Origin of the sequence: Halorhabdus salina (assembly GCF_013839425.1) — an archaeon.
Classification (GTDB): Archaea; Halobacteriota; Halobacteria; order Halobacteriales; family Haloarculaceae; genus Halorhabdus; species Halorhabdus salina.
Window position 1 is genome coordinate 104,274 of sequence record NZ_JACDNP010000008.1, and the last position, 26,453, is coordinate 130,726.

Below are 26,453 nucleotides of genomic sequence, written 5' to 3' on the forward strand. Positions count from 1 at the left end.
TCTATTCATAGGTTCAAACTCGGTCTTGTGATCGAGACAATTCACCGGTCGGTCGACAGAGCCCAGGGCCACCTCGCAGCCCGGCTTTTGCCGGAGGCTTCTATCGACTCGACAACGGAGGATCTCGACCAGTTCACAGAGCAATCGCCTCGGAACGTCCATCCCGAGGCGGTCGAACCGGCACCGGTTTCCTTCGGCCCGTCAACCGGGCGGTTCCGGACGACCCGGACGCAGTTTCGGTTCCCGTCGCCAGTAACGACTGCTGAGTGTAACGAGACGGTCGTCGGACAGCGATGGAGGCGAGCAGGTGACGGTGATTCCAAGACGGCAGTCGTGATGCTCCATGGTGCCTGGGCGAGTGGGTTCTGGGCCGAACGAGTACTGTCCGGGCCACTGCTTGATGCCGGCGCGGACGTGTTCGTGATAGCTCAGCCCTATCACATGGAGCGCGCCCCTCCAGAATCCGATTATTCGGGCCAACAACTCTTTTCGGGAGACATTCCCCGGACGATCGAGGGAGTTATCCAGGCGACAGCTGACACGCGGGCACTGATCGGCGCGCTTCACGAACAGGGATACGACCACATCGGATTGAGTGGGATCAGTCTCGGTGGGAACGTCGCTGCTCAGACGCTCGCGTTCGTCGATATCGAAAGAGCCGTACTGACGATTCCCGGTGTGGATCTGTTCGAGACGATGTGTGAATCAGCGATGGCGCCTCTCCTTCGAGACAAAGCCATTGCGCATGGGTTTCCCGAGAAGCGTCTCAGACAGGCGTTCGAGGTCATCACGCCGATCGAATTCGACGATCCTGCCACCGACCCGGACGACATTCTGGCACTGTACGGACGGTACGACGAGATCGCACCGCCGGGACCTGTTCGACGATTGGCTGAAACGTGGGGGTTCGGAACGCGATCGTTCGACGTCGGGCATCGAACGATAGCCCTGAACATGCTCTCCCTGCGAACGTCTTCTGCTAGCTGGCTACTGGAGGCACCATGAGTCCGTTCACCGAGGACGACCGCGATCGGATCCGTGAGGCGTTGATCGAAGCTGGCCGAGATCGGTTCAGCCGGTACGGATTCCAGAAGACGACGATCGGGGAACTCACCGACGACGTCGGTATCGCCCAGGGGACGTTCTATCAGTTCTTCGACTCCAAGGCGGAACTGTATCTGGCTGTCATCGAACGCGAGGCCGACCGGGTGTTCGACCCACTCGTCGAGAACACGCTCGGTGCGTACGACGATCCGGAACGCGCTCTCGAGGCGTTTCTTCGCGAGATGCTCGAAGCGATCGAGACGAACGATCTCGCCCGGTCGCTGCTCACCCAGAGTGAATACGCACTGCTCCGCCGGAAACTTCCGGCCGAGGCGATCGAGAAGCGCCGATCGAACAGCGTCGAGCGGTTCCTCACGTACATCGTTCAGTGGCAAGAGCAAGGCATTCTTCCGGAGGAGAACCCGGAAACCATTGCGAACGCGATCAGATCGGTTGCCTTCCTCGCGCTCCATCGCGAGGAGATCGGCGAGGACTACGAGGCTGCCCGGGACGTGTTGATCCGCAGTGTCGCCGCCGGCCTGATCCGGGAGGACCAGCCGTGATCGTTCTCGAAGACTCGATCGAAATCAGTGCGTCGCCGACGGATATGTTCGCCTTCGCGGCGAATCTGGACGAGAATTATCTGCTCATGTCCGACGATCACGTACATTTCGAATCGCTATCGGGGGACCCCGTCACCGAAGGTTCGGTGTTCTGTCAGTACGAGTGGTTCGGCGACCGGCTCATCGGGGGAAAATATCGGGTGAAGACGGTCGTGTCTAACAGTCGGCTTGTGTACGAAGTGACGTTCCCGCGGTCGATTCTTGGGGGCAAACTGTTCTTTTCGATCGAACCGATCGACGCGGGAATCGTGTTGACCGAACGCCTCGAAATCGGGCGATCGATTCCTGTTATCAGCCCGGTCATCGATCGCTGTGTCACAACTGTCCTGGATTCGACGATAGACAGTCTCCGCGATCATCAACGCGACGGGTTGAAAAATATCAAACGGGCACTCGAAACTGATTCGTTCAGTCGGTGATTCTCTCAGGACCTCGACCCCGAGCGAGTGTGTCTCACGGCGCTATCACTCGAACCGATCGCGTTCGATACGAGCTACGCTCTCGCCGTACGCTTCGACTAGCCCTTCGATTGCCGCTCCCAGCGCACGCATACACTCTCGCCGGGAGTGATACGCCAGTTCCTCGGCAACCTCGTCCCAGGAACGACGTTGGAGCGTCTTCGTGACCAACACGCGTTCCTGGCGGGCCGACAAGAGCGATTCTGCCGCGGGATCGACTAAATGCCGGAGCGACAAACGGGCAAACGCGTCGGGCGCAGTGTTGTACAGTCCAGCTCCGTGTGGCGACCCAGCCAGAACACGCCATTCAAGATCGGAGAGGTTGAGTTCGGGTGGCTCAGCGATCGATCGGAGCACGGCCCCCACTACGTCCGGGTCCAGATCCGCGAGTGGGTCTGATAGCATTCCCTCGATGCGGTTGAGGAACCACGTGGTGTGGCGACCAAGCAGTGCCTGTCCTTCCCTCGATGTCGCCTGCAGCATGATCGCCGAGTGCTCGCCACTGCGTTCGTTGCGCGAGGTTGAGAGGTGAACAGCACTGTATCCGTTCTCCTGCCAGAACGCAACCAGTTCCGGCGTCGCACCGTACCCAGTGCCGATCCAGTCCATCTCGTCGCCGAACTCGGTTTCAATCTCGGTCAGCAACCGTGATCCGAGTCCGCGCCCCCGGACAGCGTGATGGGTTGCAATCCGCATAACGCGTTGGCCGACAGGCTCCCCCGCGTCCTCGTCACGGAGTTGGCTCGCCAGTACGTCCGGTAGCATATTCCCCCCGATTCGACCACCTTCGTACATCTCGGCCCGAATATCGGCCGGAAGATCGCCTTCCTGGGAAAGGAGTGCCACCGAGACAACGTGGCCGTCATAGAGGAGTGCCCTGACAGAGACGTTCGGTGCGTCGAGCAGTCGGGCGAAATCGGCCGGCTCTGTCCGGTAGTGGGCAACGACAAGCAAGCCGAATATCTCCCGGAGGAGGTGTTCGTCGTCGAGCAGGGCTGACGGGTCGAGTTGCCGATAGGTCACGGTCCCGGGCGTCGCATCGGCTACCAGTCGGTCAGCCGCGGGTGTCGCATCGAGTAACAGCGCACAGAAGAGCCAGACTTCGATCGGATCGCCAGCGGCGTAGCGGATCGGCTCGTCCATCGTCCGCTCGGTCACTTCGAAGTCGGACTCGGCGAGGCGATCACGAAAGCGCACCTCAAAGCCCCGGCCCGTCCCCTCATACCCTCGGACAGTTGTCGTGAACCCGACAGCCGGCGCGTCTAGACACGTCAACAGCACGTCAACGGAAAGGGCGGCCGCCTCGTCGACGATCAGCACGTCGACACCCCCCGCACGGTTGGCTGCCGCGGTTGGCCGAGCGAAGTGGATCGAGCCGTCGCCGATCCGGATCGGCAAGTCCTCGTCCGTGGACGATCCGGAGTCGCGATCGGCGTCATCTCCTCGTTCTATATCGAGATCGTCACGCAACTCGCGTGCCCGTTCGAGAAGTTCTGTGGCGTTTCGACGCTCGGGAGCCGTCACGAGTACGTCCCGCCCGGCGGCGGCGAGACTTCCAGCGGCGAGCCCGGCGGCACTCGATTTGCCCCGGCCGCGATCGGCCTCGACGACGACCGTCTGCCCCGGTTCTCGGAGCCGTTCGAAGGCTTGTACCGCCTCGACCTGATCGGCTGTCCGACACTGTCGATAGACACTCGCGGGGAACGCATAGTCGTCCGACGGTGATGGCTCTGCCTTCTGGAGTCGAGGTGCTGGATCCGTTAGCCCGTCTCTCTCGACGGTCCCCGCGTCGGCGTCGAAGATCGCGATTCCCGGATGCGCCCGGAGTGTCTCGACGACCCGCCGCCGGAAGTGCCCAGTCACGTCTTCGACCCCGAATGGCGGAACCGCGAGCGACCTGTCAAAGCCGTCACGTCGATCTGGCCACGCGTCCAGGGGTGGCGTCAAGAGGATTCCCAATCCGCCACCTGCGATAGCACCGACGACGTGGGCAAGTACATCGGGATCGAATCGTTCGCTGACGTCGTAGACGATACCGTCACGGGTCTGTCCGAGAAGCGTGTCGCTATGGGTGGGGTCGATCCGCTCACACGCGAGCAGTGCCTCCTGGCTAATCAACGTGATATCCCCACTGTCGAGAGTAGCTTCAGCCACGACGCTCCGCAAAGCACACTCACGCGCGTCCGACTCTCCCGCTACGACGACGAGTCGCCGCTCGTCGGTTCGTTGGGCTTCAGCCCGGAGTCTGCGTCCGATCGAATTCCCCATCGCCGGTGTGTAGACTGGGTGGAACCTTGGGTGTGCCGGACTGTGAATCGCACACATCTCAATCCTGAAGTAACAACGATGGGTCCTGCGTTGTAATGTTATCATTACTGATAACTAACACTCGCTGTTTTATGTAATGGGCTCGAAACGAATTTTGGCGGAAGTGTCATGACAGAACATACGCAACAACCCTCCTCGAACTTGTTAGATTGTGAAACTGTCTTGGACGTCATCAGCCTCCCGGCGCTAGTCCTCAACAGGTCCGGTGACGTTGTCAACTGGAACCGACATATCGAGTCGCTCCTCGGAGTTGCCGGTGAAGATGTTCGTGGAGTTGACAACATTGGCCAAGTGCTGTACGATGATCCGTCAGAGTCGCTCCTCGCAGAGAAGGTTCTTGAATCTCCACGGAACGCAGACAGCGACTTTGCCGGAGTTGGCGTCGTAAACGACGAGTACGTGATGCTCGAAGGCGATAAGACTCCAGTCTACGAAGATACGGCGGAGCTAAGTGGGGACATCTGGTTCATCGCAACCCCGATCTACGAGGACGACGAGCTGATCGGTGTCATTGAGATCGTCCAGGACCTAGAGCACTCGGCACGGTACCGTCAGGAACGTGCCGATTTGTTAGACGCGATCGAACAGACACTCAATGCCTACGAGCGCGGACACCTCGAAGCGCATGTCGACTTCACGGCCACAGAGAGCATTCTCGACGAAGAACTCCTCACGCTCATCGACGTCGTCGATGAAATGGGCACAACGATACAGGAAGTCGTCGACGAGATCGATAACGATATCGAGCAGCTACAGGATTCTGCCGATGGTATCGCCGAGTACTCCCAGGAAATTTCAGACCTGGCGAGCGGGCAGGCCAACGACATGGGTGAGATCGCCACCGAAGTCTCGGATCTCTCGGCGACCGTCGAAGAAATTGCATCGACAGCTGACGAGGTCGAAGATACCAGCACCGAAGCTCAAAGTCTCGCTGAAGAAGGCCGGGACTCCGCTAAGGAGGCTGTACGTGTCATGGAGAATGCTGCCGATTCCGCCGACGACGTGACTGGAGACGTCCACGCTCTCCAGGGCCGCGTCGACGAGATCGACGAGATTGTCGAGGTGATCAACGATATCGCCGATCAGACGAATATGCTTGCGTTGAACGCATCTATCGAAGCCGCTCGGGCAGGCGAAGCCGGTGAGGGCTTTGCTGTCGTTGCAGACGAGGTCAAGAGTCTCGCTGAAGAGTCCCAGACCCACGCCAGTGATATCGAAGAGATGGTCGGAGATATTCAGACCGAAACCGAATCCACTGTCGAAAACCTAGAGCGAACGACAACGCAAGTAAACGAAAGCATCGAGCAAGTCAATCAAGCGATGTCTCGTTTCGAGGCGATCGTCGAAAAAGTGGTTGCGACGGTCGAGGGTATCAGTCAGGTCTCCGATGCGACTGACGATCAGGCCGCGAGTGCGGAAGAAATCGCAGCGATGATCGATGATGCGCTCGGTGAAGCTGAAACAGTCGCTACCGAAGTACAGGAAATTGTCGCTAACACGGAACAACAGGTGACAATGATCGAAGAGGTCGAGTCATCGATGGATCGGCTCACCGGCTCGACACGGTAGTCGGTTCTGTTGGCCTGTGTGCTCGGCTCCCACGGGCAGATGGCTTCGAAAGCGCTTTTACGTCTGCCGGGTCACATTCGAGTACAGCCTGCACGGGGTTGATGATGCTCCTAGCCATCTAGGACTTTCATAGCGTCCGGGAACGTCGGTTCACCGGGCGACGTCGGGCCCGCCGGAACGGCCGGCACGGGTTCGAAACGGCGGGGGAGCGCGAGCCCACGTGCAGGAGGTGATCCAATCATGCCAGTATACGTCGATTTCGATGTTCCCGCGGATCTCGAAGATGACGCCCTCGAGGCGCTCGAGATCGCGCGAGACACAGGCCAAGTAAAGAAAGGAACCAACGAGACGACCAAGGCGATCGAACGCGGCAACGCCGACCTGATTTTCGTCGCCGAAGACGTCCAGCCGGAAGAGATCGTGATGCACCTGCCGGAACTGGCAGACGAAAAATCAGTTCCGTTCATCTTCGTCGGCGCCCAAGACGATCTGGGTCACGCTGCCGGGCTCGAAGTCGGCAGTGCGGCGGCCGCGATCGTCGAGGCTGGCGACGCCAGTGAGGATGTCGACGATATCGCCGACAAGGTTGAGGACCTGCGCTGAGGTGAGTTGACATGAGCGCAGAGGAGTCCGAAGACGACGGATCCACGCCCGCGGAGGTCATCGAGGTCGTGGGCCGGACGGGGATGCACGGCGAGGCCATGCAGGTCAAGTGCCGCATCCGCGAGGGCGAGAACAAGGGTCGTATCATCACCCGCAACGTCCTCGGGCCGGTCCGCGAAGGGGATATCCTCCAGCTTCGGGAGACCGCCCGTGAGGCAGACGCCATTGGAGGGCAATAATGCCACAGACACGCGAATGTGACTACTGCGGCGCCGAGATCGAGCCGGGCACCGGGACGATGTTCGTCCGCACGAACGGGACGACGATCCACTACTGCTCGGCCAAGTGTGAGAAAAACGCCGACCTCGGCCGGGAAGCCCGAGACCTTTCCTGGACAGAAGCCGGCAGCGAGACCGCCGGCGAAGCAGTCGAAGCGGAGCCAGAAACGGAACCGGAGACAACGGACGAAGCGTCCGAGGATGCCGCTGCTGAGGACGAAGACGAGAGTGCAGCGGAGGCTGACGAGGAGTCCGAAGACGAGGCCGTCGAAGAAGCCGCTGACGATGCTGAGGAAAGTGAAGCGGAGGCTGACGCATGAGCCATCACGACGAACGAACCTTCGTCATGGCAAAGCCCGATGCTGTCCAGCGCGGACTCGTGGGCGAAATCATCACGCGTCTCGAAGATCGCGGCCTGAAGCTCGCCGGGGCGAAGTTCATGCAGATCGACGAAGACCTCGCCGGCGAGCACTACGCCGAACACACCGAGAAGCCGTTCTTCGACGACCTGGTCGCGTTCATCACGTCTGGACCGGTCATGGCGATGGTCTGGGAAGGTGCCGACGCGACCCGACAAGTTCGCCAGATGATGGGCGCGACCGATCCCGCCGAGGCCGCGCCCGGCACGATCCGTGGTGATTACGGGCTCGACTTGAGCCAGAACATCATCCACGGCTCGGATCACGAGGATCCGGGTGCCAACGAGCGAGAGATCGAGCTGTTCTTCGACGACGAAGAACTCCTCGAATACGAGCGCAGCGACGAACCCTGGGTCTACGAGGACGTCGGCGATCACTGAATCGCCGTCACCCGATTTCTCATCCAGGTATCAGCGACACGTCACTTCTCGGTAGTTGTTTGTTCAAGGCGGTCGAACTGCCAGTCATGGGTGACACCACTGCCGACCTGATTTCGTATGCTGGCTGGGACGACTGCATCAAACTGCACAACGAGCACGTCGAATTGATCGCGCCGACGGCGGTCGGCCCACGCATCGTCTCCTTCGGGTTTCTCGACGGCCCCAACGAGTTCCACCAGATCGAAGCCGATCTCGGTGCGGGCGGTGGTGACGAATACCGGTTTTACGGGGGCCATCGACTCTGGTATGCCCCGGAGGTCAGCGAACGGACGTTGACGCCCGATAACGAGCCAGTCGAGTACGAACTCGGTGACGGGACCGTCACGCTTCGCCAACCAACCGAGCCAGACACCCACATCCGGAAGGCACTGACCGTCGAGATGGCCGACGACGAACCGGCAGTCACCGTGACTCACCGCGTCACGAACGACGGGGTGTGGCCGATCGAACTCGCCCCCTGGGGGATCACCGTCATGGCGGGCGGCGGGACCGGCTTTCTCCCGGCCGCACGGGCCGGGACCCAGGATCGACTGCCGGATCGCTCGCTGACCTTCTGGCCGTACACGAGTCTGGGCGACGATCGACTATCGCTACGTGAGGGTCACCTCCGGGTCCAGCAGGATCCGGACGGTGAGGGCGCGTGCAAGGTCGGCTCGACGGGCGTCGACGAGTGGATCGCGTACGTCAACGACGGCCGCGCCTTCGTCAAGTCCATCGAGTACGAGCCGGACGGTGCGTATCCCGACCGTGGGTGTGCACTCGAACTGTATACCGACGCGGACATGGAAGAAATCGAAACCCTCGGCCCTCTGCGGACCGTCGATCCAGGCGAGACAGTCGAACACGTCGAGTCCTGGCGGCTGTACGACGACGTCCCGGACCCCGACGAGGCGGCGGCGCTTCAGGACTATCCGTTCAGCTAGACCCTATTGTGTCGAGTGCTGTCGTCTTTCGCTCTCACTCGTCGCTTTCGTTCGGGACTGAACCGACCCGGATCGTCATCACAGGGACGGGTGCCGTCCGGATGACCCGTTCGGCGACGCTTCCGAGCAAGAGTCGATCGAGTCCACCACGTCCGTGGGTGCCCATGACAATGATGTCGATGTCGTGACTCGCTGCGTAGTCGACGACTTCCTCGCTCGGGACGCCTTCCGTCATCGACCCTTCGACCGCGACGTCACCGGTACTGTCCCGTACCTGGTTGAGTGCCCGTTCGCCCTCCTCACGTAACATCCCCGAGACAGCCTCCCAGGAGGTTTCCATGGGCATCCGACTCATCGTGGCCGTGTCGAGGACGTGCAAAGCGTGGATTGCCGCCCTATGATGGCGGGCCAACCCAGCAGTGTGCTCGATGACCTGTCCCATCCCCTCGGAGCCATCAGTCGGCAGGAGGATTCTATCGTACATGGACGTATGTTAACGTTTGTCGACAACCCGTTTAATAGTTCGTGTCCCCACCCGCGCAGGAATCCTCGAAAATGACGTCGGTTACATCGGCGACACCGGCCCGTCGAACAACGGCACGAACGATATCTTCCGCGCCGGTGAGATTGTCCGAATCGCCGTCGAGAACGAGCAGGCGAGCGTCACGGCCGGGTTCGATCACGCCGCAGTTCAGATCGGCCATCTCCGCCCCGGCAACGGTCGCCATGCGAAGGACCTCCCTCGCTGAGACGTCGTACAGTTTGGCTGCGAACTCCATCTCCCGGAACATCGACGGGCTGTTGAGCATCACGTTGTCCGTTCCCAGCGCGACGGTTGTCCGGTCGAGTAACTCGCGGGCGGGTGCCGTCCCGACGCCGGTGACGAGATTCGACCGGGGACAGAGCACGACTGGTGTCTCCTCATCGTCGAGGCGCTCGTAGTGGAGGTCTTCGAGGTGGACCATGTGGACCAGAAAGTCCGGATCGAGGTCCAGTGCGGGATTGACGTCGGCACTGTCGCGTTCACCGGCGTGAATGCCAAAGAGTTTTTCCGCGTTTGCAGTCGCCGTCCGTTCGGCACCGAACTCACCGTCTCGGGCACCGCTGGCCCCGAATCCGTCGGCCGCCTCCATTGCCTCGACTGTCTCGCGACCGAGGATGACACTCTCGATGTCCCGCCCGTCCAGCGCCGCTTCGATGGCCTCGACACCGTCGATGCCCCCCTCTCGAAATTCGATGAACGCGCCGGTACCGGCCTGTTCCATGAATCGGAGCGAGCGAGCCATCGCAGCAATCAGTTCCTCGCGGGTCGCCTCTCGGAGGAGTCGGTGTTTCAGCCCATCCGGCGGCGCGACGAGTTCGTCCAGACTCAGACCGCCGCCCGCTTCCTTGGCGATCGAATCGCCGATGTGCGTGTGGGCGTTGACGAACGCCGGGAGGACGATCTGCTCGCTGTCAGTACTCGTTTCCTCGACAGCGGTGATCTCGCCGTCTTCGACAACGACCCGGCCCTCGATCGGGTCGAAATCGCGCCCGTGGAGGATTGTCCCTTCCAGTTCCATAGCTGTCCGTTCGGGCGAACATGGTTTGACGGTTTCGAGGGGTAATCTTCTCACCCGTCTGGGCCGGGACCTCATTAGTTTCACCCATAGACGCCTGCTGGTTCGCATTCGGGACGGCTCAGGGAATCTTGTTGCCACTCCGGACGAACGCGAGGGCTTCCCAACGGTATCAGCTCAGGACGACAATCAGGAAAGTTTTATAGTCAAAGAGGAAAGCATACTTTACATAATGGCACTCAACAACCGGAGTTCCTTCGGCCGGATCAGAATCGTCCTTGTGGTGATGCTCCTTGGCGGTTTTGGCCTCGGCTTCAGCATGGCCATGGTCGAGGATTCCCTCCCCGAATTCTCCCCATTCTGGATCGGTATCAGTGTGATGGCGGTCGCCGGTGTGGGCGGATACGCGTACTACAACCGATTAGAGCGGGCAGGGATCGCCGACGAACGGAGCAAGCAGATTACCTATAAGGCAACCGCAATATCCTGGGGCGTACTGGTGGTCGGGCTGTCCGTGGTCATGTTGGTGCTGACGATGACTGACATCGACCTCCCGATCGTGCCGGTACTCTGGGGATTCACTATCGGGAGTATTGTCCTCCAACAGGTAGCAAACGAGTATTACCGCCGACAGATGTAACTATGGCATTTGGAAAAATCCGAACACAGTACGTAGTCATCGCACTCTTCAGCGTTGCCGTCATGTTCGGCCACGACGTCCTCGTCGAATTTGGTCTCGAGGGGAGTCGGCTCGGTGCCGCATCGTTCGCCGTTATCACCGGTACAGCGGGGAGCATTCTCTACGAAAATCGTCTCAAACAAACCAAAGAGATCGACGAACGTGTCGAGCGGATCCGGCGATCTGGTGCAGAATGGGCGTTCGCATTTCAATCGGGCGCTATTGGTGTCGTCTTACTTCTCCTGTATTTCGGTGGGGCGGAACTCCCCATCGTGCCGGTCTTGTTCGCGATTATGATCGGCGGAGTCGTCGTCTACGAACTCGCAATCGAATATTATCGCCGAAAAATGTAATTATGGAAAACAACCTCAACGTCTGGCGCGCGAAGGAAGACATCACACAGGGTGAGCTCGCCGAGGCCGTCGACGTCTCTCGGCAGACGATCAACGCCATCGAGCGGGGACGATACGATCCGAGCCTCGAACTGGCGTTCAAGCTCGCCGATTACTTCGAGTGTTCGATCGAAGATATCTTCGAGTACGATCCGACGGGTAGTTCCGACGAGTGAGCACCCCCTCGATGAATCAGTTCACGGTCGTCACTGGAACTCGTCGAGCGTTGCGTGAATCCCACGACGGGTGTCGCTGATTCGAGCGCCGTCGATGGCGAGACCGAGCGTGCGCACGGCCGCGTCACCGACCCGCTCACGGACTTTCTCAGGGGCGTATACGCCAAGTCGCCACTGGTCGCGTCGAGCCGTCTGTAAGGCGCCGACCAGCGTGGACTGCTCACCGAGTCGCCGTACCTCGCCGTTGACGAGGACGCGAGAACTCGACTCGACCATCGAGGGATCGTCGGGCACGTCGAGAATGACCGACGCGGGATCGACGTTCGCCTCGGCGGCGATCGTTCGTTCGAACTCGCGAATGGTCTCTTGAGACGCGTCGAGGATATCCGCCGGCACCGCCTCCCGTTCGGCCCAGATCGCACGCTTATAGAGGTCTCGATATGAAAGACGCCGGGCGATCTCAGCGGTCGCCTCCGTCGATCGAAGCGCGACGATGAGATCTGTATCGTCCATCCGGCGGAAGCGGTTGGGGGAGGTCTCAGTCGCTTCGAGCAGGCGGGCACTCGCCCGTCGAAGCATCGCTTTGGCGATGCGGGCGACGTGATGACTGTAGACGGTCGGCGTCATCAGCGCGCGAGCGACGAGGAGACTTTCGGCCGTCTGCACGTTGCCTTCGGCGAGGACCAGTTCGCCGTCGCGAAAGCGCAACTCGCGGACGAGGCGTCCGTGATCGATCGTGCCATAGGGAACCCCGGTGTGATGGGCGTCCCGCGCGAGGTAGTCCATGCGGTCGACGTCGAGTTCACCCGAGACGAGCTGCCCGAGTTCGCCGTCGCCTGCAACCAGATCGGCGACGGCATCGGGATTGAGCCCGTGCTCGGAGAGGACGCGCGCGACTTCGCCGTCGCCGAGTAAGTCGTGGACGTCGTCGTGATACTTGCCCGTATGGCGGTAGATGAGTGACTCGACGTTGTGGCTGTAGGGGCCGTGACCGACGTCGTGGAGCAGGGCGGCCGCGCGAACACGCTCGGCCTGCTGGCCCTCGATGCCGAGATGGTCGAGCGCCCGGTCAGCGAGATAATAGACGCCGAGGGAATGCTCGAAGCGGGTGTGATTGGCGGACGGGTATACCAACGAGACGGTGCCCAGTTGGCTGACGTGGCGGAGCCGCTGGACCGGTTGCGTATCGAGCAAATCACGGCCGACGCCCCCGATCTCGATGTGGTCGTGGACGCTATCCTTGATCGTGGTCATAGCCCGGATTGGTCGGCCCACGGCAAAAGGTATCGGGGGTACTGCCAGCTACACAGCGTCGGCACTGGAGGTATCGTTCGGCCTGTGTACCTGGCGTCACTCGTAGGACGAAAGCAATTCGAACAGTTCACCGCGTTTGGCGTTGCCGGCGTCGACAGCCTCGGTCGGTGCCCGCCCCATCTCCTGGACAGTTTCGATAGCCTGGACCGGGGTATACTCGCGACCGTGGACGAGCCACGCCGCAAGGACGTGACCAGTCCGCCCGATGCCGTCGAGACAGTGAACGACGACCCGCTCTTGGCGTTGCACTGCGTCTTCGAGGAACGGGACAATCTCCTGGACCAGCGTGTCACGATCGGCAAGATAGTGGTCACGGACCGGGACGTGCGCGACGGACTCCGCGCCGAACGCCTCGCGATACCTGGCCACGTTCGCATCCATCCGGCCGAGTTGGGACCCAGTCAGGAGACTCAGGACGCGTTCGACATCGTTGTCGCGCATGAACCCGATCCACTCGTCGATGGCCTCGCGGTGGGCTACCGTCGAGTGCCACCCTGGACAGCTTGCGCCATAGACGTAGGGCTCGTCGGGACCCGCCGATGCAAATCGGTGAGGCCCGACGCGTTCGTCATACAGTTCGGCCATTATATGGGGCGTGTTTGTCCAGTGACTTGAAGCTAGCACCCCAGTTCTCAGCGCTGACAATTGGCTGATGTGGGCGTGCGATTTACGGCAGCGACCTCCCTATCGAGCGCTATGGTTACGTTTCTCGCTGGGGGGACTGGGACCCCCAAACTCCTTGCCGGCGCCGAGGGAGTCTTTTCGCCCGCTGAGACGACAGTTGTCGCGAACACGGGCGACGACATCGAACTCGGTGGGTTTCTGGTCTGTCCCGACGTCGACACCGTGCTGTTCCTGGACGGCGATCTCCTCGATCGAGCGACGTGGTGGGGGATCAAAGAGGATACTGCCGAGACACACGAGTTCATGCACTCACTCGCCGATTCCGCCGGGTTGGATCGCGGACCACGATATCTCTCTGCGGACCGACAGACAACCGGCCGGCCGATCGCTCGCTGGCGCCGCTTCTCGGGGGTCGGTGAGTTCATGCACATCGGCGACCGCGACCGAGCGATCCACATCACCCGGACGAGTTTGCTCGACGACGGCCACAGCCTGACTGAAGTCACACGGACGCTCGGTGACGCACTGGATGCCGACCGCGAGATCCTGCCGATGAGTGACGATCCTGTCGCGTCGCTGATCCACACGCCCGAGCGAACGATGCACTTCCAGGAGTTCTGGGTCGCTCACGAGGGCGAGCCAGCGGTCGACGCCGTGGAGTTCCGGGGGGCCGAGGCGGCGACAACGACCGACGCGGTCCGTGACGCACTCGATGATCCTGTCGTGATCGGTCCCTCGAATCCGATTACGAGCATCGGCCCGATGACCGCTATCGACGAGATCGCTGCTGCACTGGCCGAGACGCCGGTCGTCGCCGTCTCGCCGTTCGTCGAGGATCGTGTGTTCTCCGGTCCAGCGGCGAAACTCATGGCCGCCGAGGGGTTCGAGCCCAGTACTGCCGGCGTCGCCGAAGCCTACCCTTTCGCCGACGCATTCGTCCTCGACGCGGCCGACGGAACGACACTCGACCGGCCGACCGTGCGAACGGACACGACGCTCAACTCGGAGGACGATTCCGAGCGCGTCGCTCGTGCTGTCCAGGACGCCCTGGAGGTGGTGGCCTGATGGGAGAAACCGGCGACGGCGTCGTGGCTGAAACGTCACTGCCGTTCAAGCCACGTGTCGTGGCGGCCAGTCTCAGCGGGGAGTCCGATGCCACGTGGGCGAAGGGAGCAGCACCGTCCGTCGGCGCGGCCGTTCTCGGTGGGCTGGCAGTCGACAAGCCGACTCGCAGGGCTGCCCGGACGATGGTCGAAGACCGGGATCGCGACGAGTTTCTGCCCGACGATCCGCTCCCATTCGCCGAGAAACAACTCACAGAACTCACCGGCGTGCCGATCGTCCCCGGCCTGAACGTCAGGAGTAGTACCCTCGACCCGCTCCGAAAGGTCGCTGACGTCTGTGCGGCACACGGCGCGATCTGTGAGATCAACGCTCACTGTCGCCAGACGGAACTGTGCGACGTCGGCGCGGGCCAGTCGCTCCTCAGAGAGCCAGCGCGACTGGCCGCCCAGGTCGAGGCGGTCGCAAATGCTGGGGCGACTGTCAGCGTGAAAGTCCGGACGGAGGTTCCCGGCGCCGACTTGCCCGCCGTTGCCCGCCGGATCGAACGAGCGGGTGCTGACGCGATCCACGTCGACGCCATGGACAGCGAGGGCGTCGTCGCCGAGGTCGTCGCCGCGACGGAGCTGTTCGTGATCGCCAACAACGGCGTCCGGGATCGCGAGACAGTCCGGGAATATCTGGCCTACGGGGCCGACGCCGTCAGCGTCGGGCGACCGAGCGACCGCCCGGCCGTCCTCGATCGCGTCCGCGAAGCGACTGACGCGTGGTTCGACGAATCGACGGAGGCGAACCGATGACGCGATCGATCGCCCAGCAAGCCCAACTTGCCTTGTTGCTCGAAGTCGCTACGACACCCACGCCGGGCAACGTCGATCGACGACGCGATCACGACGACCTCCGGTTCGAGCAGTTCCTCGCCGGCGCTGTCGGTGTGATCGACGGGCTGGACGCCCTCGCGAACCCGGATGGCCCACCGATCGGCGACGCCTTCGAGCAGGCAATCGAAGGGATGAGCGACAGCGCGAACACGAATACCCAGTTCGGTGGGCTGCTCCTGCTCGCGCCGCTGGTACGGACGGCTGTGACGGGCGACCTCACTCAGGAGCGTGCCACGGCCGTCGCCGAGTCGACGACTGTCACGGACGCCGAAGGCTTCTATCGCGCGTTCGAGCACGTCGAGGTCGCTGTTGCCGACCCACCCACCGACATGGACGCTCTGGACGTTCGGCGTGGCGCTGATGCGATCCCCACCCTTCGTGAGCGCGAACTGTCGTTGTACGACGTGATGGCACGTTCGACCGATCGGGACGGCATCGCCCGGGAGTGGACCGGTGGGTTCGAGCGGACCTTTGACGCCGCGGATGCGATCGAACGACGGGAGGGACCGATTACCGACCGCTCGGCAGAGGCCTTCCTCGACCTTCTTGCGGCCGAACCGGATCCCTTCGTCGCGATCAATCACGGCGACGAGGTGGCGGAGACTGTCCGCGAGCGGGCGGCGGCCGCCCAAGAGGGGGTCGACCCCGAGGAACTCTCCGACGAACTCGTCGCGGATGGCATCAATCCTGGGACGACGGCCGACATCCTCGCCGGTGGCATCTTCATTGCGCTGTGTCGGGGGGTCGAGGTATGAGCGACGAGTGGCCTGTCGAGATTCGGGGCGTCACCGAATCGATCGTGACGACACGCGGCCCGGACGGACGCTACAACGTCGCCGCCCTCGGATTGCATGCCGGGGAACCGGTGACGGCCCGGACGTGGGGTCGGACGCGGACGCGAGTGAATTTCGAGCGGGAGGGCGAGGGCTCCGTCCAGTTTACTCGTGATCCCGTCGATTTCGTCGAAGCGGCGTTGACGATTCGAGAGATCGACGAGTCGATTCTCGACAGTGCAGACGCCTGGGCCCGCGTCGAAGTCGAACGGCGAGAGACGGGTCAGGAGGGTGATACCGAGTGGATCGACTGGGAGTTACGGCCAGTCGAGACGAGCGTCCAGAACCGCGTCGTGCCGACGATTAACCGTGGACACGCGGCCGTGATCGAAGCGACAGTGGCGGCCTCGCGGCTTGACGTTCCCGCCTACGACGACGAACCGTTGGAAGCACGACTGGCGTATTTCGCCGACGTCATCGAACGAACTGGTGGGGATCGCGAACTGGCCGCCCTCGATCGACTCTACGAGATCCTGGACTTGCCGGAGACCGACCAACGTTTCGAATCCTTTTAGGGGCCCCACTCAGTAACGGTTCTGTATGGCAATCAAACCCGCCTACGTCAAGAAGACCGCGACGACGCTGCGGGAGCGCTATCCGGAAGCGTTCTCGACGGACTTCGAGCACAACAAGGAAGTCGTTTCGGAACTGACGAACGTCGAATCGAAAGGCGTCCGCAACCGGATCGCCGGCTACGTCACCCGCAAGGAAGCCGGCGGCGTCGAAGCCTGATTCGGTCGGTTGTTCTCCTTCCAGACGCGTCGCTGTTCGTTCTGGCGTGCGTATTTGCCAGCTGTCGTCTCTTCAGCTGAGTATCCCGATAAGCAACTGGGTCAGCGCGGAATCGACCAGTAGCCAATAGGCCCCAAACGCAAGTGCCGGGACCCAGACCGATCGCGTTCGCTCGAACCCGACACTCCCCGCGGCACTGACAGCCGAAAGCGAGGCGACTCCCCAGACAAACCCAATCCCATATCCCCGGATGCCCGCGGCGATACTGACTGCGAATGTGAGGACACAGACAACGCCGATCCCCGCAACGAGCGGCGTGACGTCGCGGTCAATCTCGTGACGGAGCGTTTCCAGTCCGTAAGCGAACACCCATGCGGCGACGATCCCACTGGTGATCGCAGCGACCGCCACGACGATCGACGGGCCAAACAGCGACGGAGACGCGCTTCGCCCCCCGGATCCGATCAGCAATCGTAGTTCTGGGATCGCCCAGCTTCGGACGGCAAGCAGTGTTGTGACTGCCACGACGGCGTTTGCAGGCTGTGTGACAGTACGCAACCGACCCTGGACCGCGGCGGTGTACAGCAGTGCGAACCCAGCACCACCCAGTATGCCGACGATACCGACGCTTAGCAGAATGTCAATAAAGCTCACACTTGGTCGGAAAAACGAGCCGAACACCCCATTACGAGCCGAGTAGCTGAGTACAACTTGGCCACTGCCTGCGATGACTGCAACGCCCCCAACACCAAGGACGGTCGGCAGTGCCTCGCCGTCTGGCAGCCCAAGCTGGAGTGGGGCGTCACGATACTGCAGGTACCCGATCGCCAGCCCACCCATCGTGACCGGTCCGACGAGGTCGAAGACGATATCCGGGAGTGGGGCATCGAACACGCCCACCGAAAGATAGGCGACCACGAACAGGACCAAACCGATCACACCGCTTATTCTGAACAGCGCTGACTCTTCGAGTGAGTCGAATGTGGCCACCCGCTCTCGGAACAGCCAGGAGCCGACACCGACCACCGCCGCGCCGAGGCCAGCGACAATGACCGCAAAGACCACCCTGTCAGTGGAACCGCCACGTGGCCCCGTGGCGGCGTCGGTTGTCGCGTCCGCTACGGCAAAATATTCGACCACCTCTGTAAGGACCGTACTCACGACGACGACGGCGACCAACAGGGCAGCTGCGCCAATGAACTCCCGGATGACGGGCCGGGAGTTGCGTGACTGCAACTGCTGGAGGGATTGGTCAGTCATATCTGACCAACTACCTGGGATTAAAATAGTTTGATATGTCTACAGCTACCGGAAAAAAGCGTCCTCGACGCCGGGGATCCAAACAGTTTTGACCGGTGGTAGCCCAAGCCTCCAGTCATGCCAGTAACCGTCGGTATTCTGGGTGCGACAGGTGCTGTGGGCCAGCGACTCGTCCAGTTGCTGGATCCCCACCCGGACTTCGAGATCGCCGCGCTGACCGCAAGCGAAGACAGCGCCGGCAAGTCGTACCGCGAGGCAGCCAAATGGCGGATCGACGCGCCGATTCCAGACCACGTCGCCGAGATGACCGTCGGGGCGACCGACCCCGATGCTGTCCCCGAGGACGTGGACCTGCTCTTTTCCTCGTTGCCCTCTTCGGTCGGTGAGGCCGTCGAACCTGGCTTCGCTGAGGCGGGCTACGTTGTTTCCTCGAACTCCTCGAACTTTCGAGCGGACCCGGATGTTCCCCTCACGATCCCTGAAATCAATCCGGATCACGTCGACCTGATCGAGGTCCAACGTGACGAACGTGGCTGGGACGGTGCCCTCCTGAAGAACCCCAACTGCTCGACGATCACGATGGTTCCGCCCCTCGCCGCCTTGAAGGAGGCCTTTGGCATCGAACGCGTCGACGTTTCGACCCTCCAGGCCGTTTCCGGGGCCGGATATTCCGGCGTCTCCTCGATGGAAATCATCGACAACGCGATCCCCCACATCGGCGGCGAGGAGACGAAGATGGAGACCGAATCCCGCAAGCTCCTGGGCTCTTTCGACGGCAGCGAGGTCGAGTGGCTCGAGGCCGACGTGGCTGCCTCCTGTAACCGGATCCCGACGCTGGACGGCCACCTGGAGAACGTCTGGGCAGATTTGAGCGAGGACGTGACTGCCGAGGACGTCGCCGACGCGATGAGCGAGTACCCCTCTGCGGACCTCCACAGTTCGCCCGAGCCGCTGATCGAAGTCTTCGAGGAGCCTGACCGCCCGCAGCCGCGACTGGACCGGAATCGGAAGGACGGGATGCAGATCAGTGTTGGCGGTATCCAGGCGACTGAAGAGGGTGTCCAGTTCAACTGTCTCGCCCACAATACGCTCCGCGGAGCGGCCGGCGCGAGCATCCTCAACGGCGAGTTGCTACTCAAAAAGGGCTACGTTTAAACGGCGATACCAACTGTTTTCACGGCCGCCGGAGACTGGCCAGTATGGTCTCCCGTGAAAATACCGTCTACGGAATCGCCGTCGGCGGGGCATTCGCACTGCTCTTTGTGATCGCAGTAGCCTCACCGCCGGACTGGCTTGCGGGCGTGGGGCTTCTCGGGTATTACACGGTCGGCGTGGGCGCCAGTCATTTCTATCTGGCTCGTCGCGGTGAGGCAGGTGAACTCGCTGTTGGCTCTCACTGGCGATTTCTCGCCGCGTTAGGATGTTGGCTCACACTCGGTGCGTTTGCTCTCTTCGGTCCGGATTGGCAACTCAGAAGTCTCGAAACAGACGTATTGCTGACCGTGGCCGGTCTCGGTGTTCTTCTCGTGTACTGGATCCTGGAGGCCCGTGACGGGTACGTGGCAACTCGCCCAACCTGAAGTGCTGACCACCCAGGTGGCGCTCTCGAGCATGTGTCGCGTCGATTCACTCGACCGTTGAGTCCCCGGAGCCTAGTCTCGGGCAGCAGTCTCGAACGGCTGGAACCCGCGGGTAAAATCGAGGCTATTCCGAGACGGCAACGACCTGCTTGCCGATGTTGTCACCCGAAAACAGCCCGAGGAACGCATCCGGGGCGTTTTCGAGTCCCGAGACGATCGTCTCCCGGTGGACAAGCTCCCCGGACGCGACCCAGGCGCCGAGTTGCTGGCTGGCTTCCTCGAATCGGGTCACGTAGTCACCGACCAGGAGCCCCTGGACGGTTGCACGCGGCGCGATAAGTTGTGGGAGTTTCCGGGGTCCAGTCGGGACGCCTTCGTCGTTATAGTGCGCGATCTGTCCGCAGACGGCGACTCGTGCGTCGAGGTTCAGTTTCGTGAAGACGGCGTCGGTGATCGGGCCACCGACGTTATCGAAGTAGACGTCGACGCCGTCGGGCGCCACGTCGTCGAGTGCCCCTCGGTAGTCCGAAACCTCTTTGTAATTGATCGCAGCGTCGAACCCGAGATCCTCGGTAAGCCATTCGATTTTCCGGTCCGACCCGGCAAATCCGATGACTCGACAGCCGTTCAGTTTCGCGATCTGGCCGACAACGGACCCGACCGCACCGGCCGCACCCGACACGACGACCGTCTCGCCCGGCTTGGGGTCGCCGACATCCAGCAGGCCGTAGTAGGCCGTTCGTCCGGGCATACCCAGCACACCGAGGTATGCAGGCGGGTCGGCGACCGACGCGTCGACCGGCGCGACGTCCTCGGCATCCAACACTGTGTAGTCAGCCCATGTGCCGTTGCCCGTCACGAGGTCGCCTTCGTCGTAGCTTTCACTCTCACTTTCGAGGACTTCACCGACGATGGTCCCTTGCATTGGCTCTCCAACCTCCCAAGGCTCGGCGTACGATTCGGCATCGCGCATCCGGCCGCGCATGTACGGATCGACCGAGAGATACTGTACGCGAACCAGAAGTTCGCCATGTCTGGGCTCAGGAATGTCATTTTCCTGCAGTTCGAAGCTTTCCATGTCTGGTTCGCCGTCGGGACGCTTGGCAAAAATCCACTCGCGATTTGACTCACGCATACCAGCCATTCTTCGTTCGACAGCAAGGAACGTTGCGTTTTCACTCCGGCCGAGGGCGGTCCGCCACCTCGATCAGCGGACGCGGTTCCCCCCTTCTCAGTGAGAGCCCATTCAGATCAGCCTGTCCGAACTCACCGGTAGTGGTCCTTCGACGGCGACACTGTGGCCGTTCGTCGAACCGACGGCCCATCGAAAACGACACTTCGACGCTCGCATGCGGCCTTAGACGACGCGATTTTGCATCGATTCGGGAGTTCCCTTGTGGAGAATCGAGTCCACGTTCGGCGCGACGATATCAGCCAATCGTTCGTAATACTCCGGCGTATGTCCCGACATGTGCGGCGTGATAAACACGTTTTCGAAGTCCCACAACGGGTGATCATTCGGCAGGGGTTCTGGGTCGGTCACATCGAGTGCCGCCCCCCGAAGATGATTGGCTCGTAATGCCTCGACCAGCGCGTCCGTCTCAACAATCGGCCCACGTGCCACATTGACGAGGACAGCCGAAGGCGGCAGCGTCTGTAACTCCTCGGGGCCGATAAGCCCGCGCGTTGCTTCGGTCAACGGCGAGGCGACCGCGACGTAAGCCGCGTCCGCGAGTGCCTGGTGAATCTCGTCCAATCCATAGATTTCGTCGGTTGGTCCGCCTTTCTCCGGCGTGTAGCGCACGCCGACAGTCGTCACGTCGAACCCCGCCAGTCGTTTGGCGATCGCCTGTCCGATTGCTCCCATGCCAACGATGGCAACTCGACTGCCGTCGAGCTCGCGCGACTGAAACCCTCGCCACTCGTGATGTTGCTGCTGGCGGCGGGCCCGAAAGAACCCGCGAGCAAACGCGAGGAAGGAACCGATGACGTGTTCGGCGATGTTCGGCCCGTGTACACCCGCGGCGTTCGTGACGGCGATGTCACGGTCCTGCATTCGTTCGAGCGGTAGATGTTCGTAACCTGCATACATGCAGGCGAAGTATTCGAGCGCTTCAGCGTCTGAAAGGAGCGATTCGTCGAAGTGTCCGCCCGAGACAATTGGGGCTGTCGCGATCGCTTCGCGCTCTTGGGCTGGCGTCTGTGCTGCTCGGACAGTCGCTGTCTCGCCGAGCCGCTCCTGCAACGCTTTGGCATACTCTTGGCCAGGGATACCGTGGGGCTTCTCCCGTAACACGAGGACATCCGGGCTATTCACGGCTCGTACCTCCGTCGTGAGCGATCAAACGCCGCATACCTAACAGAGGCAGTGGAACGGACAAAAGCATGGCGAGGGACGCTGTTGGACCGAGTCGGGGTCAACAGCCGGTTACCGGCAAACACCGCTAAGAGATGCGCAAACTGCAGATTAAACGATCCTGAACGATTCAAACGGAGACTGGTATTGACGGTCGTTCCAGTGAGAGTACTATCCAGTATGGGGACGCAGGAAACGATCTTGGTCGTCGAAGACGACAGTGACATTCAGATGCTCCATCGGCTCTGGTTGGCCGATGAATACGACGTACGCACGGCAGCAGACGGCGAGTCGGCAGTATCGGCTGTCGATGGCGATGTCGCCATGATCCTTCTCGATCGAAACCTCTCTGGACTGAATGGCGATGAAGTCACGTGCCGGCTTCGTTCTACGGGGTACAACGGCGTGATTGCGATGGTTACGGCGAACGTACCGGATCAGACACTTACCGAGTTAGAAATCGACGAATACCTTCAAAAGCCGGTCTCAGGCGCTGAATTGCGCGCGCTCGTCGAACGGGGCCTATCGCGCCTAGACATGCCAAGAGCCGTCCGTGATCTGTTTCGGATGGTGTCACTTCGTGCGAGTTTGACCGCGACTGCCGATCACGCGGGACCGGGAACGAAGGAGGCCGTCCGATGCCTCGATACCCGAATCGAAAACCACTTCCAACAAGCGATCGATAGCGGTATCTCGCCGAGGCGCCTCTCCGAGTTGGCCCGCGATGGACTCGCCGAAGACGTTGCTCTACCGGATCTCACACAGAACCAGCAATCGCGCCAGGCGAATACCGTGCGAAGTGCAGGACACGAGTTTTAAGGCCCGCCAGGTCACGATTGCGGTATGGAGCGGACTGACGTCGTGATTGTCGGCGGCGGCCCAGCAGGCTCTTCGGCGGGCCGTGCCGCGGCGAACAGCGGTGCCGATGTCGTCCTCGTAGAGAAGGGCGTTCCCCGTACCGACAGGGACGAACTCGGGCCAGATTCAACGGATGCCGCCGGCATTTTGGATTACTGGGTCGACATTATGGGCGAGCACCCTGCGGACATGCCCTCGGACGTCGTGTTACGCGAACTCGATGGAGCAACGTTTCACGGCCCCTCCGAGTCGGCGACGATCGAGGACACTCGAATTGAATCCTCATACGACGGGTTCGGGTTCACGGTCGACCGGGCCCGGTTCGACGACTGGCTCCGGAGTCTGGCTGAAGAGGCCGGTGCGGACTATCGGGTCGGGACGAGCGTTACCGATATCGAATCAGATCTCACTGGATCGACGCCGAGTCACCGAGTTCTTCTCGCCGATGGGACTGAAATCGAGGCTGAGGCACTTGTTCTCGCGGACGGCCCGCAACGAACGGTAACCTTGGACGTGCTCGATCAGTTCCTGCCGGCTGAAACGAGCGCCGAGGAGTATCTCGCACCCGATCGGGCGAATCACATCGCCTATCAAGAATATCGCCGATTCCCGGAGGAACTGTTCGACCCTGACCACATCGAATTCTGGTGGGGTGTGATGCCCGGTCACACCGCGTATCCGTGGATCTTCCCCAACGACGATACGGTCGCTCGTGTCGGGCTAACGATGCCGATCGGGATGGACATCGACGACGTGACGGATCGCGATTCCTACGCGTTGCTTTCCGACGATGACGACGCCATTCCGCCGGGCCGGATCTACATCCAGCGATTGCTTGAGCGGCAGTTCCCTGAATACGACGTAACGGACTTCCCGATCGTCGACGACCACGGGAAGCAATCCGGGACGGAGGCATATCCGATTTCGTCGACGCAGCCGATCGAGTCTCCCACGGGCGCTAACGTCGCCGTGGTCGGCGGAGCGATGGGGGCCACCTCGGCGTTCCACGAGGGCGGCGATCACGTGGCGATTCGAACGGGGAAGATCGCCGGCGAACTCGCCGCAGAGGGACGAATGGCGGAGTACAACGATGCCTGGAAGCAAGCCATCGGTGACGAGGTCCGCCGGAACGTCACCTTCGCCGAGTTGGTCCGCGGGTTGGGACCGAGCGATTGGGACCGGTATTTCAGCATCATCGGTCGGATGTTACGGACCGACGGGTCACGCAAGCGCCAGGCCCTTTCGGCAGGACTGGAAGGGGTCGGTATCTATCTTCGGTATCGGCGCAAACGCTGGTCGTTCCGCGGTGACCGGTACGTCCAACTTCGCGAGTCGACGTACACTGTTTGAGGACCACGAAGCGCTTTACTGTTCACGGCGAGATGTGCTATATGCGTGCCTTAGTCCCCGCCCGAGTGTACCCAAAGTGGTGCGATGACAGCGCGGCGAACCCGGGCACGCGACATCGCCAGACGGCTTTGCCGTCTCGGCATTCGATGGCGCTAACGCGCCACCCGCCTCGACGGTATTCACCGTCTTGGCACTTGGTTGCCTTACGGCAACCCGCCTCAGCGGCTATCGCCGCTTCGGCAACTGGAGACGCCTTTGGCGTCTCCCGCGCTCCCGGCTACAGCCGGTCGCGCATTCGGTGGCGCTAACGCGCCACCCGCCTCGGCGGTTTCCACCGCCTCGGCATTCGGTCGCCCTTCCGGGCGACCCGCCCGGCACGAGGGTTTCCCGGCCAACCCGGCACGCCGCCAGGGATGAGGTCGGTCGTTAGTGTTCCGGGCGACACTAACAATATTATAGATGATTCTTTGGGATTTGAGCCGCTAATACGATACATGAGCCAGGAAAAGAACCCAACGGACCGGATGGTTCGTCTCTATTTCGGTCGGCCGGGTGAAATGAATCCCAGCAAGGAAGAGGTGGGTGAGTTCATCAAGAGCAAGATGGCCTCGTCCGTAAGGGCGGAGAGCATCGATGGAGCGAGGGACTTTGTGAACTGATCGCACTTGGGATGGACGCTTGGTACCAGGGGTAGGTGGAGCGGTCAAATCTGGTGTTGCCTGAGTGCGTCGAGAAGCTGGAAAAACGGACACAGGAACAGCGCAAGAAGATCGCAAATCTACAACAGCAACTCGCCCGTGAACAGCGTGATGATGGCCGAATGGACGCAGTTGATGAGCTACACCAGACCGAAGCGTCGATACTCAAAGTACTGTGTCGCGACCAGCACATCGGTGCGAAATCCCCGAACTACGTATCTATTCCGTGTGTTTCTGAAGCGACAGGCTTCGATTACGATACCATAACCCACTGCGCTGAGATGCTCTCGAAGCCAGCCTTCGGGGAGCACGTTGAGATGGACCGGTTTGGCGAGAAGATGCCTTGTTGAACGCCAGATAGCGTCGGGGTGGGGTTGATAGCCTACAGAGTCACGGCGTCAGAGACGACTTTTCGAACGTAGAAGATGCAGTAGTCGCCGCTACCATCGTTTGTTGAAGGGTCAGAACTATGGTATCTAGCGTTCTTGCTTCGGTGACGACGGCAATGCCTCTTCCCGATACGTCCGGAGAAGGGGAGCAGGCGGCGAGTTAAGGGCTCGCCGCCTGCGTCAGGTTATGGACGATGCACTTCCGAGTCAGCTCCCGGAACTGGCCGTGCCAACTCCGGGAGCGCAACTTCTCGCCGTCGTCTTCCTTCAACTGCGAGAAGCCGGTTTCACTCATCCAACGCTGGTTGTAGTCCTCGTTCATCCGGGCGTTGTGAGCCTTCTGTAGCGGTGTCTGCTCTCTGTGCTTGATCAGCGGTCGCGTTGACTCGGAACGGCACTCCTCACGGAGTTCTCCACACGAGTAGTTCGCGCGGTCGCGGTAGTGGTAGCTCGTTTGGTCGCGTTGGAACCCGCTGGCGTCGATTGCAGCTTCACCACTCCAGCCCGCCTGCTCCGCGATTCAGCGGAGCAGGCGGCGTAGCTCACGCATCCGATACTTGTCTTCCCATCGATAGAACGAACTGTAGTGCGGTGCCTCGTCAAGGCCAAATACGGCCAAGATACCGGGCATCTCGTTAAGATAGTCTTCGGTCTCTCGGAGACTTTTCTCCATCTCAATACGAAACAAGATCAACGCGATCTGTGTCCATTTGGCGTATCCGTCCGCGCCGTCCGGCGCGGCGGGTACGTCTGGATCTTCTACGTGTTATTTGACAATATTCCGGCACATCCGAGCCAGCCGTCTGAGCGATACCATATCGCCAGACGGCGTCTTTTTCCGGGTTAGCTTGATAGAACCTTCCCATGAGAGCGCCTGAGAAATCTCTCAATTGGTAGCAAAACAAGGCAATTGAGCTCCATAAAGCATTATAAGTCTGCGAATTAAGCCATATCCTATGGACGGTACGCCCGATGATAACTTCTCTTTATCATCTGTGTTTAGCCAGTCATATTTCGAGATCCCA

31 protein-coding genes and 1 pseudogene are annotated in these 26,453 nt (G+C 61.2%); 23 read left to right on the forward strand and 9 right to left on the reverse strand.

All coding sequences use genetic code 11. The features are described 5' to 3' along the window. Positions 1-27 precede the first annotated feature (27 nt). From HZR20_RS11185 to HZR20_RS11195, 3 genes are read left to right on the forward strand one after another with little or no spacing between them, the layout of a single operon-like run. Entirely contained in the window at positions 28-1,005 is a 978-nt protein-coding gene (locus HZR20_RS11185) for an alpha/beta fold hydrolase (protein WP_181686814.1), read from the forward strand. After that, positions 1,002-1,607, forward strand: coding sequence for a TetR/AcrR family transcriptional regulator (locus HZR20_RS11190; protein ID WP_181686816.1), 606 nt, complete (start codon positions 1,002-1,004; stop codon positions 1,605-1,607). The genes HZR20_RS11185 and HZR20_RS11190 overlap by 4 nt, the downstream gene beginning before the upstream one ends. Then, positions 1,604-2,086, forward strand: a complete 483-nt coding sequence (locus HZR20_RS11195; protein WP_181686818.1) for an SRPBCC family protein — start codon at positions 1,604-1,606, stop codon at positions 2,084-2,086. The genes HZR20_RS11190 and HZR20_RS11195 overlap by 4 nt, the downstream gene beginning before the upstream one ends. Positions 2,087-2,131: 45 nt before the next feature. Here the strand turns inward: HZR20_RS11195 and tmcA are convergent, their stop codons facing one another. Then, positions 2,132-4,393 (reverse strand): tRNA(Met) cytidine acetyltransferase TmcA, encoded by a 2,262-nt coding sequence (gene tmcA / locus HZR20_RS11200; protein WP_181686819.1) that lies wholly within the window; start codon positions 4,391-4,393, stop codon positions 2,132-2,134. Between the two features lie 168 nt (positions 4,394-4,561). On the opposite strand from tmcA, the gene HZR20_RS11205 reads away from it, so the two are divergent. The 6 genes from HZR20_RS11205 to HZR20_RS11230 all read left to right on the forward strand — a co-directional run bounded on the left by HZR20_RS11205 (position 4,562) and on the right by HZR20_RS11230 (position 8,685). Continuing rightward, on the forward strand, positions 4,562-6,022 hold the full coding sequence (locus HZR20_RS11205) for a methyl-accepting chemotaxis protein (RefSeq protein WP_181686821.1): 1,461 nt from the start codon (positions 4,562-4,564) through the stop codon (positions 6,020-6,022). A gap of 240 nt (positions 6,023-6,262) precedes the next feature. After that, positions 6,263-6,625 carry a 50S ribosomal protein L7Ae gene (gene rpl7ae / locus HZR20_RS11210; protein ID WP_181686823.1) on the forward strand — a complete coding sequence of 121 codons (363 nt, stop codon included), beginning with the start codon at positions 6,263-6,265 and terminating at the stop codon, positions 6,623-6,625. 11 nt (positions 6,626-6,636) lie between these two features. Then, positions 6,637-6,864, forward strand: coding sequence for a 30S ribosomal protein S28e (locus HZR20_RS11215; RefSeq protein ID WP_135662860.1), 228 nt, complete (start codon positions 6,637-6,639; stop codon positions 6,862-6,864). Beyond that, the gene (locus HZR20_RS11220) at positions 6,864-7,223 is read left to right on the forward strand and encodes a 50S ribosomal protein L24e (protein WP_181686825.1); all 360 of its coding nucleotides are present in this window, start codon (positions 6,864-6,866) and stop codon (positions 7,221-7,223) included. Before HZR20_RS11215 ends, HZR20_RS11220 begins: the two co-directional genes overlap by 1 nt. After that, positions 7,220-7,702, forward strand: coding sequence for a nucleoside-diphosphate kinase (gene ndk / locus HZR20_RS11225; RefSeq protein WP_181686827.1), 483 nt, complete (start codon positions 7,220-7,222; stop codon positions 7,700-7,702). Before HZR20_RS11220 ends, ndk begins: the two co-directional genes overlap by 4 nt. Positions 7,703-7,788: 86 nt before the next feature. Continuing rightward, entirely contained in the window at positions 7,789-8,685 is an 897-nt protein-coding gene (locus tag HZR20_RS11230; RefSeq protein ID WP_181686828.1) for a hypothetical protein, read from the forward strand. A gap of 34 nt (positions 8,686-8,719) precedes the next feature. Here HZR20_RS11230 and HZR20_RS11235 read toward each other — a convergent pair whose 3' ends face one another. After that, a complete protein-coding gene (locus HZR20_RS11235) occupies positions 8,720-9,169 on the reverse strand; it encodes a universal stress protein (protein ID WP_181686829.1) in 450 nt (149 codons plus the stop codon). A 31-nt stretch (positions 9,170-9,200) separates the two neighbouring features. Continuing rightward, positions 9,201-10,247 (reverse strand): amidohydrolase family protein, encoded by a 1,047-nt coding sequence (locus HZR20_RS11240; RefSeq protein ID WP_181686832.1) that lies wholly within the window; start codon positions 10,245-10,247, stop codon positions 9,201-9,203. A 229-nt stretch (positions 10,248-10,476) separates the two neighbouring features. On the opposite strand from HZR20_RS11240, the gene HZR20_RS11245 reads away from it, so the two are divergent. The 3 genes from HZR20_RS11245 to HZR20_RS11255 are packed head-to-tail and all read left to right on the forward strand — an operon-like array spanning position 10,477 to position 11,491. Continuing rightward, positions 10,477-10,884 carry a DUF2178 domain-containing protein gene (locus tag HZR20_RS11245; RefSeq protein ID WP_181686833.1) on the forward strand — a complete coding sequence of 136 codons (408 nt, stop codon included), beginning with the start codon at positions 10,477-10,479 and terminating at the stop codon, positions 10,882-10,884. Positions 10,885-10,886: 2 nt separating this feature from the next. Continuing rightward, the gene (locus HZR20_RS11250) at positions 10,887-11,276 is read left to right on the forward strand and encodes a hypothetical protein (protein WP_181686834.1); all 390 of its coding nucleotides are present in this window, start codon (positions 10,887-10,889) and stop codon (positions 11,274-11,276) included. 2 nt (positions 11,277-11,278) lie between these two features. Beyond that, entirely contained in the window at positions 11,279-11,491 is a 213-nt protein-coding gene (locus HZR20_RS11255; RefSeq protein WP_181686837.1) for a helix-turn-helix transcriptional regulator, read from the forward strand. A gap of 30 nt (positions 11,492-11,521) precedes the next feature. Here HZR20_RS11255 and HZR20_RS11260 read toward each other — a convergent pair whose 3' ends face one another. Then, positions 11,522-12,745 (reverse strand): HD domain-containing protein, encoded by a 1,224-nt coding sequence (locus HZR20_RS11260; protein WP_181686839.1) that lies wholly within the window; start codon positions 12,743-12,745, stop codon positions 11,522-11,524. A 96-nt stretch (positions 12,746-12,841) separates the two neighbouring features. After that, the gene (locus HZR20_RS11265; protein WP_181686840.1) at positions 12,842-13,390 is read right to left on the reverse strand and encodes a protein-tyrosine phosphatase family protein; all 549 of its coding nucleotides are present in this window, start codon (positions 13,388-13,390) and stop codon (positions 12,842-12,844) included. A 111-nt stretch (positions 13,391-13,501) separates the two neighbouring features. Between HZR20_RS11265 and cofD the strand changes: the two genes are divergently transcribed. Genes cofD through HZR20_RS11290 form a run of 5 tightly spaced genes read left to right on the forward strand, consistent with a single transcriptional unit; the run spans position 13,502 to position 16,937 of the window. Further along, the gene (cofD, locus tag HZR20_RS11270; RefSeq protein WP_181686841.1) at positions 13,502-14,494 is read left to right on the forward strand and encodes a 2-phospho-L-lactate transferase; all 993 of its coding nucleotides are present in this window, start codon (positions 13,502-13,504) and stop codon (positions 14,492-14,494) included. Next, positions 14,494-15,291 carry a tRNA-dihydrouridine synthase gene (locus tag HZR20_RS11275; protein WP_181686842.1) on the forward strand — a complete coding sequence of 266 codons (798 nt, stop codon included), beginning with the start codon at positions 14,494-14,496 and terminating at the stop codon, positions 15,289-15,291. The genes cofD and HZR20_RS11275 overlap by 1 nt, the downstream gene beginning before the upstream one ends. Then, complete coding sequence (locus tag HZR20_RS11280) at positions 15,288-16,127, forward strand: triphosphoribosyl-dephospho-CoA synthase (RefSeq protein ID WP_181686843.1); 840 nt, start codon at positions 15,288-15,290, stop codon at positions 16,125-16,127. Before HZR20_RS11275 ends, HZR20_RS11280 begins: the two co-directional genes overlap by 4 nt. Next, positions 16,124-16,720 carry a DUF447 domain-containing protein gene (locus HZR20_RS11285; RefSeq protein ID WP_181686844.1) on the forward strand — a complete coding sequence of 199 codons (597 nt, stop codon included), beginning with the start codon at positions 16,124-16,126 and terminating at the stop codon, positions 16,718-16,720. Before HZR20_RS11280 ends, HZR20_RS11285 begins: the two co-directional genes overlap by 4 nt. A gap of 25 nt (positions 16,721-16,745) precedes the next feature. Beyond that, complete coding sequence (locus HZR20_RS11290) at positions 16,746-16,937, forward strand: 30S ribosomal protein S17e (protein WP_181686845.1); 192 nt, start codon at positions 16,746-16,748, stop codon at positions 16,935-16,937. Positions 16,938-17,009: 72 nt separating this feature from the next. Here the strand turns inward: HZR20_RS11290 and HZR20_RS11295 are convergent, their stop codons facing one another. After that, positions 17,010-18,197, reverse strand: a complete 1,188-nt coding sequence (locus HZR20_RS11295) for a hypothetical protein (protein ID WP_181686846.1) — start codon at positions 18,195-18,197, stop codon at positions 17,010-17,012. A gap of 117 nt (positions 18,198-18,314) precedes the next feature. On the opposite strand from HZR20_RS11295, the gene asd reads away from it, so the two are divergent. Together asd and HZR20_RS11305 are read left to right on the forward strand one after the other, a co-directional pair. Then, entirely contained in the window at positions 18,315-19,352 is a 1,038-nt protein-coding gene (gene asd / locus HZR20_RS11300) for an aspartate-semialdehyde dehydrogenase (RefSeq protein ID WP_181686847.1), read from the forward strand. A 44-nt stretch (positions 19,353-19,396) separates the two neighbouring features. Beyond that, positions 19,397-19,777 carry a hypothetical protein gene (locus HZR20_RS11305; protein ID WP_181686848.1) on the forward strand — a complete coding sequence of 127 codons (381 nt, stop codon included), beginning with the start codon at positions 19,397-19,399 and terminating at the stop codon, positions 19,775-19,777. Between the two features lie 124 nt (positions 19,778-19,901). Here the strand turns inward: HZR20_RS11305 and HZR20_RS11310 are convergent, their stop codons facing one another. Together HZR20_RS11310 and HZR20_RS11315 are read right to left on the reverse strand one after the other, a co-directional pair. Then, complete coding sequence (locus tag HZR20_RS11310; protein WP_181686849.1) at positions 19,902-20,912, reverse strand: NADP-dependent oxidoreductase; 1,011 nt, start codon at positions 20,910-20,912, stop codon at positions 19,902-19,904. Between the two features lie 222 nt (positions 20,913-21,134). Beyond that, entirely contained in the window at positions 21,135-22,094 is a 960-nt protein-coding gene (locus HZR20_RS11315) for a D-2-hydroxyacid dehydrogenase (RefSeq protein ID WP_181686850.1), read from the reverse strand. Positions 22,095-22,313: 219 nt separating this feature from the next. On the opposite strand from HZR20_RS11315, the gene HZR20_RS11320 reads away from it, so the two are divergent. The 4 genes from HZR20_RS11320 to HZR20_RS11335 all read left to right on the forward strand — a co-directional run bounded on the left by HZR20_RS11320 (position 22,314) and on the right by HZR20_RS11335 (position 25,389). Further along, entirely contained in the window at positions 22,314-22,952 is a 639-nt protein-coding gene (locus HZR20_RS11320; protein WP_181686851.1) for a response regulator transcription factor, read from the forward strand. A gap of 24 nt (positions 22,953-22,976) precedes the next feature. Then, a complete protein-coding gene (locus tag HZR20_RS11325; protein ID WP_181686852.1) occupies positions 22,977-24,341 on the forward strand; it encodes an NAD(P)/FAD-dependent oxidoreductase in 1,365 nt (454 codons plus the stop codon). Positions 24,342-24,835: 494 nt separating this feature from the next. Continuing rightward, positions 24,836-25,000 carry a hypothetical protein gene (locus tag HZR20_RS11330; protein WP_181686853.1) on the forward strand — a complete coding sequence of 55 codons (165 nt, stop codon included), beginning with the start codon at positions 24,836-24,838 and terminating at the stop codon, positions 24,998-25,000. A gap of 35 nt (positions 25,001-25,035) precedes the next feature. Further along, positions 25,036-25,389 carry a hypothetical protein gene (locus HZR20_RS11335; RefSeq protein ID WP_181686854.1) on the forward strand — a complete coding sequence of 118 codons (354 nt, stop codon included), beginning with the start codon at positions 25,036-25,038 and terminating at the stop codon, positions 25,387-25,389. A 199-nt stretch (positions 25,390-25,588) separates the two neighbouring features. Here the strand turns inward: HZR20_RS11335 and HZR20_RS11340 are convergent. After that, a pseudogene (locus tag HZR20_RS11340) lies at positions 25,589-26,245 on the reverse strand (transposase). Between the last annotated feature and the right edge of the window lie 208 nt (positions 26,246-26,453).